Source organism: Streptococcus sp. SGI.013, assembly GCF_050315295.1.
Classification (GTDB): domain Bacteria; phylum Bacillota; class Bacilli; order Lactobacillales; family Streptococcaceae; genus Streptococcus; species Streptococcus porcorum.
The window spans coordinates 1-8,541 of sequence record NZ_JBNPOS010000047.1; the positions used below are offsets into that span (position 1 = coordinate 1).

Here is an 8,541-nt window from a genome sequence, read left to right on the forward strand (position 1 = left end):
GTTTCGACTTTTTAGTCTGATTAAACACTTTTATATTTGACTTTATGCTATCAAATTTTTTAGTCACTAACCTCATATCGATTGGTCATCAAATTACTAGCATCCAATAAAATTTTAGCTAAGAGCTGATTAGTCTTAGATTCAATCTGATCACTTAATTGTTGATTCTCTTTTTCAAAATCAACTACTCCACCTTGAGCCATTTTTTTATCAACTTGATGAATCATAGCTTGACCTAGCGCCATGGTTTCTTGGATATAATCCTCAATAATGCCCTCGTGCTTTTTAAAATGCGCATCTGCTAGACCTGCAATTAGGCGATTTGCCCAATAAAAACTATCTGTTGATACTTGTGCACCTGTATTCGAGAAATACGTTGGTGTTGTTGCTACCTGTGTAAAGAAGGGAACGCTGGTGGTAAAAGGCATCGAACCAAAGGAAATCCACTGAATCCACGTTGTTTCTTTAGGGCAATCTGGACGAAGTTGTAAAATCGCTGTATGGCTGGTACGATTGATTCCAATAGGACGAAACGATCTTTGTGTGACACTTGATCCTTCTGGACCATAAGGGTCATACACCGTGTCTTGATAGTGACCACTTAAGACATACTTAATATCTTCAACTGTAATCTTACGATAGGACTTCTGGCTCCAAGGGATAAAGAAGCTTTGTGGATCTTGTTCTAGTCTAGGATTAAAGAATTTTTGGATAAACCAAGTACGAGGGGTGTTATAGTGACGATCTTTATCTCTTTGGCTACCAAATGCATAACGTGGGTTAAAATGTTCATTAGAGTAATTTAATTCCAAGTGATAGTCTTCAATAAAGTCTTTTAAATCACTCGAACACATATAATCATCTGTATTATTAAACTCAAAATGATCCAACCCTAATTGATTAGCAACCACCACATAAGCATCATCTGGCACACGTCTAGCAAGCCAGTGGTGACCACCGACTGTTTCCATCCACCAAATTTCATCCAAATCAGCAAATGCGATACCATTTGATTCATAAGTCCCATAAGCCTCTAGCAGTTCTCCTAAACGCTTAACACCCTCACGCGCAGACTTGATATAAGGTAATACCAAAGTTAAAATATCTTCCTCACCAATCCCTGTTTCAACTAAAGGATCTGCACCGAGTACACGGCTGTTAGTGGTTAAGGTTTCTGTAGCACTCATGGCAACATTAACTTCATTAATACCTGCTTGCCCCCAAATCCCTTCTTCACCTAGCGCATCAGGAACTGAGCTATAGGCCAAGGGATTATCGGGTAAGGTGATAGAAAACCGAGATAAAACAGACTGGTAATCCCGTGGCTGATCATTAGGTAAAACCATTTTAAATGCTTTAGGGGTAAAAACACCATTTTGTGAATCTTCTGTTCGAGCGATAAGAGTTGAGCCATCATAGCTTGCTTTTTTTCCAACTAAAATCGTGGTACACATCATTTTCTCCTTATAGTTCTTCTGCTATTTTATTAATCTTTCTTAAACGATGATTAACACCACTCTTGGTAAGAGGGGTATCTAAGCTATCCGCCAGCTGTTGAATAGAATAATCTGGATGAGCAATCCTAACCTGTGCAACTTGACGAAGTTCAACAGGAAGAGCATCCAATCCTACAGTGTCCATTATTTTGATAATATTATTAATCGTTTTCATACTAGCCGTGATAGTTTTAGCAATATTGGCTGTTTCTGCGTTATTTGCACGATTAAGATCATTTCTGGTTTCCCGCAAAATTTTGATCTGTTCAAATTCCGACATAGCTTCCATTGCACCGATAACAATCAAAAAATCCATGATATCTTCAGCTTTTTGTAAATACGTTATCGCACCTTTTTTTCGCTCAATCACCTTAGCATCTAACATAAATTTTTTCATCAAATTCGCCAAATCTTCCGCATGGTCTAAATAAACTGAAAAAATCTCTAATTGGTACTTACCAGTCTCTGGGTCTCTGACGCTACCATTGGACAAAAAGGCTCCTCTTAAATAGGCTCGCCCCTTTTCATCGTCATTTAAAATCTCGGGCTCAATCCCTGTTTCGATGCCAAAAAACGAATCAGCTAATTTCAAATCAGCTAAAATAGCCTCAACATTTTCCTCTAAAAAAACTGTATAAACACGATTTTTTCTAAGATTGGTCTTTTGATGGTATTTAATTTCTGCCTGTGTGTGATAAAACCTCTCTAGTAAGGCATAAAGATGGCGAGCTATTTTTGCATTCTCACTTGTAATAGAAAGCGTTAAGCCTGAACCTGATAATCCTAAACTTCCAGACATCTTAATCATGGCAGAAAGTTCACTTTTATCCTGATGAACCAGTTGCAGTAGCTCTTCTTTTACTTTGATGGTAAAAGTCATTTTCTCACCTGAATAATCCGAAGCAACTCCTCAACCACCAAGTCTCCGTGATGGAAAGCTCCGCCTTTTTCTAAACGTAAAAAATTTGAGGACACCACGCGAGGAACTTCTTTTCTTAGTCCTTGAAAATCGTGTTCAACCTGTACAAGATACTCATCAAAACGATTAGAATCCATGTAAGCCTGCGGAACTTTTTCAATATTGACTAAAACTGTATCAATAAATGGTTGTCCTAAGTGTTCATGTAAGACGCGAACATGATCTGCATCTGTAAAATGCTCAGTTTCACCGTATTGTGTCATAATATTGCAGACATAAGCAACTTCTGCTTGGGTTTTTAACAAGGCTTGCCCAATTTCTTTAATCACAAGATTAGGCAAAATTGAGGTAAATAAAGAGCCCGGTCCTAACACAATCATGTCACTTTCCATAATCGCCTCAACTACTTTACGACTAGCAGTTGGCTCATCATCGTTGTAGGAATTTGTCACAAAAATATGATCAATCATCCCCTTATAATTAGCAATATGGCTCTCTCCTACCACTTCATGACCATCTTTAAAAATTGCATGGAGGGTCAAAGGATTTTCACTGGAGGGATAGATTTTACCTGTTGTATGAAAAAACTTCGTCAAAATCTGCATGGCGTTATAAGTTGAGCCCTGCATTTCTGAAATACCTGCAATAATGAGATTTCCCAAAGGATGACCAGATAAAGCGCCATCATTTTCAGCGAAACGATACTGAAAGATTTTCTCATAAAATTTAGGCATGTCGCTCATGGCTACTAACACATTTCTCAAATCACCTGGTGGGGTTAATTGCATCGCACTACGCAGTTCACCCGAACTCCCTCCATCATCAGCTACTGTGACAATAGCGGTCAAATCCACATCAAAATGGCGAAGGCTATTAAGAATGACGGGAATACCTGTTCCGCCACCTATTATGGTTATCTTAGGTTTTCTCATGAACGATTCACCGTTTCCTTACGTCTATCCTTATCACGATGGCTTTCATTAACATGCCAATCTTTGGATAAATCATTTGCTAAGCGTCTAGCAAAAGCAACACTGCGATGTTGTCCTCCTGTACATCCAATGGCAATGGTCAATACTGATTTTCCTTCTTTTTGATAGCCAGGCAATATCGGCTGCAACAAGCCTTTTAAGTTTTGATAGAAATCTTCTGATTCTGGGTGATTCATAACATAGTCTGAGACTTCTTGATCGAGTCCTGTTTTTTCACGAAGCTCTACTTGGTAATAAGGGTTAGGTAGAAAACGTACATCAAATACAAGGTCAGCATCTAGAGGTAAACCGTATTTAAAGCCAAAGCTCATCACTTCTATACGAAATTGATTCACTTGCTCTTTAGCAGAAAACTGATCGGTAATGGTTTTTCTTAGATGACGTGGGGTCAATTCTGTTGTATCCACAACATTTTGACTCATGCTTTTCAAAGGAGCTAGTAATTCCCGTTCCAACTCAATGCCATCCAAGACACGTCCATCTGCGGCTAGAGGGTGGCTACGGCGCGTTTCTTTATAACGTGACACCAATTCACCATCTGTCGCATCCAAAAAGAGAATTTTAAAGTTGATGTTATCATTACTTTCAATTTTATCTAAAATACTATTAATTTCTGAAAAAAATTGACGACTGCGCATATCCACAACCAAGGCAACCTTATCATAGTCACTGCTATGCTCAATTAAGTCTAAAAATTTCGGTACGAGCGCTGGTGGCATATTGTCTATTGTAAAATAACCTAAATCCTCAAATGACTGGATAGCCACAGTTTTTCCTGCTCCACTCATTCCAGTGACAATCACAAGATTGATTTGATGTTCAGACATTGAAACTTCCCCTCTTCTATCTTTTAATCTACTATTGCCATTATAACATATTCCTAACCTGAAACCTATGTCATAAAAACAATAAAAAGGAGATTTCTCTCCTTTTAACCTAGATAAGCAATCACTTCAATCTCTACCTTGACATCCTTAGGTAATCTTGCCACCTCTACTGCTGATCGTGCTGGAAAATCAGCTTTAAAAGCTGTCTGATAGACACTGTTAAACGCAACAAAATCATTCATGTCACTTAAGAAACAGGTTGTCTTGACCACATGATCAAAATCTGTTCCCGCCTCCTCTAAAATAGCTGAGATATTTTTTAAAACCTGCTTGGTTTGTTCCTCAATTGTTTCACCGATAATCTCGCCCGTTTCTGGAGAGAGAGGAACTTGTCCAGAAGCAAATAGCAAGTTACCTGCCACTTTCGCTTGAACATAAGGGCCAATTGCTTTTGGGGCCTGGTCTGTATGAATTGTCTTAACCATATCATTCTCCTTAACTTTAATAGCTTTATTTTAACAAAATCGTCAGAAAATTTCCACGATTTAGCGAACAAATCTCATCTTTACAGATGAATGATTTAATAGTAAAATATATCTATGCAAATAAATTAGGACAATGATCCTAGACTGGTTCGAAAACTTCCCAGAATAAAAAACTAAGTCGCATCATCATTTTGATTAAACTAGTTTTTATGGAGTATTGGGTTTTACCCGCTCCATTTCTTTTTGCTGTACTGGGAGAGAGATTGAACCTTATTTAAACTGTTCATTCTCTCTTTTTATTATTCCTAATTTTATCTTAGAAAGGTTAAATATGACGAAACAACAAGTTATTATCGACTGTGATCCAGGTATTGATGACGCTCTTGCCCTCATCTATGCCCTCAAACATCCTAATTTAGAAGTTGTTGCCATTACCATTGTATGCGGAAATGTTCCTAGTCAGCTTGGATTTGAAAATTGTGCCCTCATCTTAGAACTTGTCAATAGACTAGACATTCCCATCTATATAGGTGCAAAAACGCCTCTGAAACGTCCCTTTATCTCTGCTCAAGACACACATGGTATGGATGGTTTGGGTGAAACTTTTTTAAAACGAAGCTGTGATAAAAGACCTGAGACCACCAAGGCAGATGACTATCTAGCAGATTACTTTAAGCAAAAACAAGACACCGCCATTCTAGCTTTAGGTCCACTGACTAATATCGCTTTAGCCTTAGAAAAAAATAAGAATTTGGGCGAAAACTGCTCTCGTTTTATCAGCATGGGAGGTAACTTTAAATCAAATGGCAATTGCTCTCCTGTGGCAGAATACAACTATTGGTGTGATCCTCATGCAGCAAACTTTGTTTTCAAGCACCTTAAAAGATGCGTTGAAATGGTAGGTCTTGATGTCACCCGAAAAATTGTTCTTAGCCCAAATCATCTAGAGTACTTAAAAAAGTTTCCTTCTGAACTAACTGCCTTTATTGAAAAAATCACTCGCTTTTACTTCGACTTTCATTGGAAATATGAACATCTCTTAGGTTGTGTCATCAATGATCCACTAGCACTAGCTTATCTTATTGATCCCAATATTTGTCATGGTTTTACCAGCTACACTGATATTGTCACAGATGGTATCGCACTGGGACAAAGTATTGTTGATGCTCAGCATTTTTATCAAAAAGACAGCAATAGTAAAATCTTAACAGAAGTTGATAGCCTTCGGTTTTGGCAAGATTTTTTGACGACAATCTTAGACCAACCAAAGGAAGTCATTTCACAGGACATTTTACAGCTTAATCTCGGAGGTTTCTATGAAAACTAGACAAAAAACTCATCTTATTATCTTTATCGCTCTTGCGATTGCCCTTAACTATGTCGGCAGTAACATTGCTCTCTTTCTAAAACTGCCTATCTATCTTGACATGGTTGGAAGTCTTCTTATCGCTATATTATTTGGACCATGGCTTGGAACTTTAACAGCCATTTTAAGTGCCCTATTAAGTTGGCTGACAACAGATATCTTTGCCATTTACTATGCTCCCGTTGCAATTGTGACCGTTCTTTTAGCTGGCTTTATGTTTAGAAAAAAAGCAGAGCTCAAACGATTGGCGATCCTAACCATCCCAATCTCTCTAATTGGAACACTTATTTCTGCCAGTATAACTGTCGTCCTTTTTAAAGGCATCACCTCAAGTGGCTCCAGTCTTTTAGCTCAAATCTTTCATGCTATGGGGATGAATCTAACAACTAGCTTAATCATAGTCCAAATCCTAACCGACTATCTCGATCGCCTAGTCAGTTTAACGCTTGTATTTGTTCTCATCAAACAACTAAAAGATCAGCTAAACTTCCAACTGTTAAAAGAAAAATAACTCGCAACCACCTTAGAAACTAGTCTTTCTAAGGTTTTTTAATATAAAAATCCCCCTCTTGTAAAACCTAGACAACCTAGTTACTGATGAGGGGGATGTTATTTTCTTATATTGTCATTTAGTTTTTCTTTTATTACTGCGTTAACTCACCTTATCTAACTTCAGTTAGGCCTTCGGCTCATTCCTAGTGCTAAAAGTAAACTAAAAGACGATAAATATTCCATTAGCTCAAGCTAATCTGTAATTTTGATAAAGGGTTTGCCTTTATGTGCTGTATCATCTTTATCTGTACTTGCTTCTAAAAAGATTCGACTGACAGGATACCACTCTGTTTTTCCTGTATAAGGATCTGCTACAAGAGTTTGACCATTTTGGTAGCCTTTTAAAACAATTTCATGAGATCCTGTTGCCACAAACTTATTATATTGAACAGCTGCAACAACATAATGCCCTTCTTTTAAAGCATTCTCTAAAGCTGACTGGCTGTTTAATACGGTTGTATTTAAGCCCCAATTTTTACTTGCTTCAAAAATTCCAAGACTAGACGTTCCTATAAAATATTTATTGAAATGATTGGTCTGATGATATAGGTAATTAGCGACCGTAGTTGGTTTGATATCCTGGTTAGTCAGAGATGAGAAAACCATTGATAAGGCGGTTGGCACGCAACCAGCTGTTGCCAAGTTAAACAAACCATATTGAAGACCTCCCCAACGTCCATCTCGTTGGCTATAGACAGGCATTTCATAACGATTTCGTTCAACATATTGCGTACTTGATGCTAAAAACTGCATTTTACCGTCCAGTTTTTGATAGACATGGATCATATAATTTCCAGCATCGGCATACTGCTTACTATCAAATGTTGCTTCATAAGTTGTTGGACCAACTGCTTTTGCACCATACCATTTCAAGTCATCTTGTCCATTTTTTTCAGACCAAACTGCAAAGACCACTTCTCCCTTAGTGACCACATGATTGATTGTCACACCATAGACACCTGTTCCTCTATAGGTTGTTGACACTTGTACTTTATCTTTTGGAACTTGGAGGTTATACTGACCTAGATTAAATCCTTTTGTAGAACCATCTTGATAATCAATATAGAAATAGTCAGAAAGGCTTTACTGGCGAAATGTTTTTTCTGTATCCTTTCATCAATTCTCCTAACTAAACATTTCATTTATCATTTTATTTTTTGATGTCAAAGTAAACACTATTCAAAGCTAAAACAGTCGGGTTGACCAAACCGAGACGACCATCCGCATTTGTCATAATAGAAACAATATAATTACCTTTTGGAGTATAGACAATTCCTGCATCATTAGCTGCACGATAGCCAGGATAACCAATCCAACCTGCTTTAGATTGTGTTTTATAAGATAAACCTAGGACAGATTTTATAGGTGATAGATTTGGGTTTTCAAACCAGGTTCCAACTTGTTTTCCATAGTTACTTGTTGTAAAGAACTGATAATTTCTTTGCCATAATGCAAAAAGCTCTTGAGCTGTCAAATAAGGATAAAGTGGAGTTACTACATTTGTTTCCACGCCTGCTTCTCTTGCCCAGTTATATAAAGCAGATGGGCCATAAGTATCACGTAAATACTTGTAACCTTCATTACTTGAAGTTCTTAGAACATCTAAAATAGTACTACCTGATTTTTGGAAGGCTGAGCTATTATTAGCTACCAAGCTCGCAACAAAAGGCCCTTTAATGGTTGATGCAGAATAAAACTTGCTATTTTGGTTATAAGCAATTCCTTTATTGGTGTCTGCATCTACCAACTTAAATCCAATGTTATAACCTTGATTTTCTAAAGTAGTGATGGTATTCGCTAGACTTTGTAAAACGGCATAGGTTGGATCATATTTGCCAAAAATGGTGAACGTTTTATTCGCAACTGTGAACTGTTTTTCTGATTGAGAAGATTTTGAGGGGGTC

At 37.5% G+C, this 8,541-nt stretch carries 9 protein-coding genes and 1 riboswitch; of the genes, 2 read left to right on the plus strand and 7 right to left on the minus strand.

Translation table 11 applies throughout. The features are described 5' to 3' along the window. Positions 1 to 59 precede the first annotated feature (59 nt). From ACQRDX_RS08790 to ACQRDX_RS08810, 5 genes are all read right to left on the minus strand, one after another. The gene (locus ACQRDX_RS08790) at positions 60 to 1,457 is read right to left on the minus strand and encodes a C69 family dipeptidase (RefSeq protein ID WP_427896495.1); all 1,398 of its coding nucleotides are present in this window, start codon (positions 1,455 to 1,457) and stop codon (positions 60 to 62) included. A gap of 7 nt (positions 1,458 to 1,464) precedes the next feature. Further along, entirely contained in the window at positions 1,465 to 2,376 is a 912-nt protein-coding gene (gene whiA, locus ACQRDX_RS08795) for a DNA-binding protein WhiA (RefSeq protein ID WP_427896497.1), read from the minus strand. Continuing rightward, positions 2,373 to 3,347 (minus strand): YvcK family protein, encoded by a 975-nt coding sequence (locus tag ACQRDX_RS08800; protein ID WP_427896499.1) that lies wholly within the window; start codon positions 3,345 to 3,347, stop codon positions 2,373 to 2,375. The genes whiA and ACQRDX_RS08800 overlap by 4 nt, the downstream gene beginning before the upstream one ends. Then, positions 3,344 to 4,234 (minus strand): RNase adapter RapZ, encoded by an 891-nt coding sequence (rapZ, locus tag ACQRDX_RS08805; protein WP_427896501.1) that lies wholly within the window; start codon positions 4,232 to 4,234, stop codon positions 3,344 to 3,346. The genes ACQRDX_RS08800 and rapZ overlap by 4 nt, the downstream gene beginning before the upstream one ends. A gap of 104 nt (positions 4,235 to 4,338) precedes the next feature. Next, positions 4,339 to 4,719, minus strand: coding sequence for a RidA family protein (locus ACQRDX_RS08810; protein WP_354368332.1), 381 nt, complete (start codon positions 4,717 to 4,719; stop codon positions 4,339 to 4,341). 138 nt (positions 4,720 to 4,857) lie between these two features. Continuing rightward, positions 4,858 to 4,902, plus strand: a riboswitch (PreQ1 riboswitch). A 148-nt stretch (positions 4,903 to 5,050) separates the two neighbouring features. Here ACQRDX_RS08810 and ACQRDX_RS08815 point away from each other — a divergent pair. Then, entirely contained in the window at positions 5,051 to 6,046 is a 996-nt protein-coding gene (locus ACQRDX_RS08815) for a nucleoside hydrolase (protein ID WP_427896503.1), read from the plus strand. Further along, complete coding sequence (locus ACQRDX_RS08820; protein ID WP_427896505.1) at positions 6,036 to 6,596, plus strand: ECF transporter S component; 561 nt, start codon at positions 6,036 to 6,038, stop codon at positions 6,594 to 6,596. Before ACQRDX_RS08815 ends, ACQRDX_RS08820 begins: the two co-directional genes overlap by 11 nt. A gap of 233 nt (positions 6,597 to 6,829) precedes the next feature. Here the strand turns inward: ACQRDX_RS08820 and ACQRDX_RS08825 are convergent, their stop codons facing one another. Beyond that, complete coding sequence (locus ACQRDX_RS08825) at positions 6,830 to 7,621, minus strand: GBS Bsp-like repeat-containing protein (protein ID WP_427896507.1); 792 nt, start codon at positions 7,619 to 7,621, stop codon at positions 6,830 to 6,832. A 166-nt stretch (positions 7,622 to 7,787) separates the two neighbouring features. Then, the coding region (locus tag ACQRDX_RS08830) for a serine hydrolase (RefSeq protein ID WP_427896509.1) at positions 7,788 to 8,541 on the minus strand (754 nt) is incomplete at its 5' end.

What these genes read in the sequence shown, in the direction of transcription:
- ACQRDX_RS08820 (WP_427896505.1), top strand. Translation starts at nt 6,036, where the DNA reads ATGAAAACTAGACAAAAAACTCATCTTATTATCTTTATCGCTCTTGCG.
- ACQRDX_RS08815 (WP_427896503.1), top strand. Translation starts at nt 5,051, where the DNA reads ATGACGAAACAACAAGTTATTATCGACTGTGATCCAGGTATTGATGAC.
- ACQRDX_RS08810 (WP_354368332.1), bottom strand. Translation starts at nt 4,719, where the DNA reads ATGGTTAAGACAATTCATACAGACCAGGCCCCAAAAGCAATTGGCCCT.
- ACQRDX_RS08790 (WP_427896495.1), bottom strand. Translation starts at nt 1,457, where the DNA reads ATGATGTGTACCACGATTTTAGTTGGAAAAAAAGCAAGCTATGATGGC.
- ACQRDX_RS08800 (WP_427896499.1), bottom strand. Translation starts at nt 3,347, where the DNA reads ATGAGAAAACCTAAGATAACCATAATAGGTGGCGGAACAGGTATTCCC.
- whiA (WP_427896497.1), bottom strand. Translation starts at nt 2,376, where the DNA reads ATGACTTTTACCATCAAAGTAAAAGAAGAGCTACTGCAACTGGTTCAT.
- rapZ (WP_427896501.1), bottom strand. Translation starts at nt 4,234, where the DNA reads ATGTCTGAACATCAAATCAATCTTGTGATTGTCACTGGAATGAGTGGA.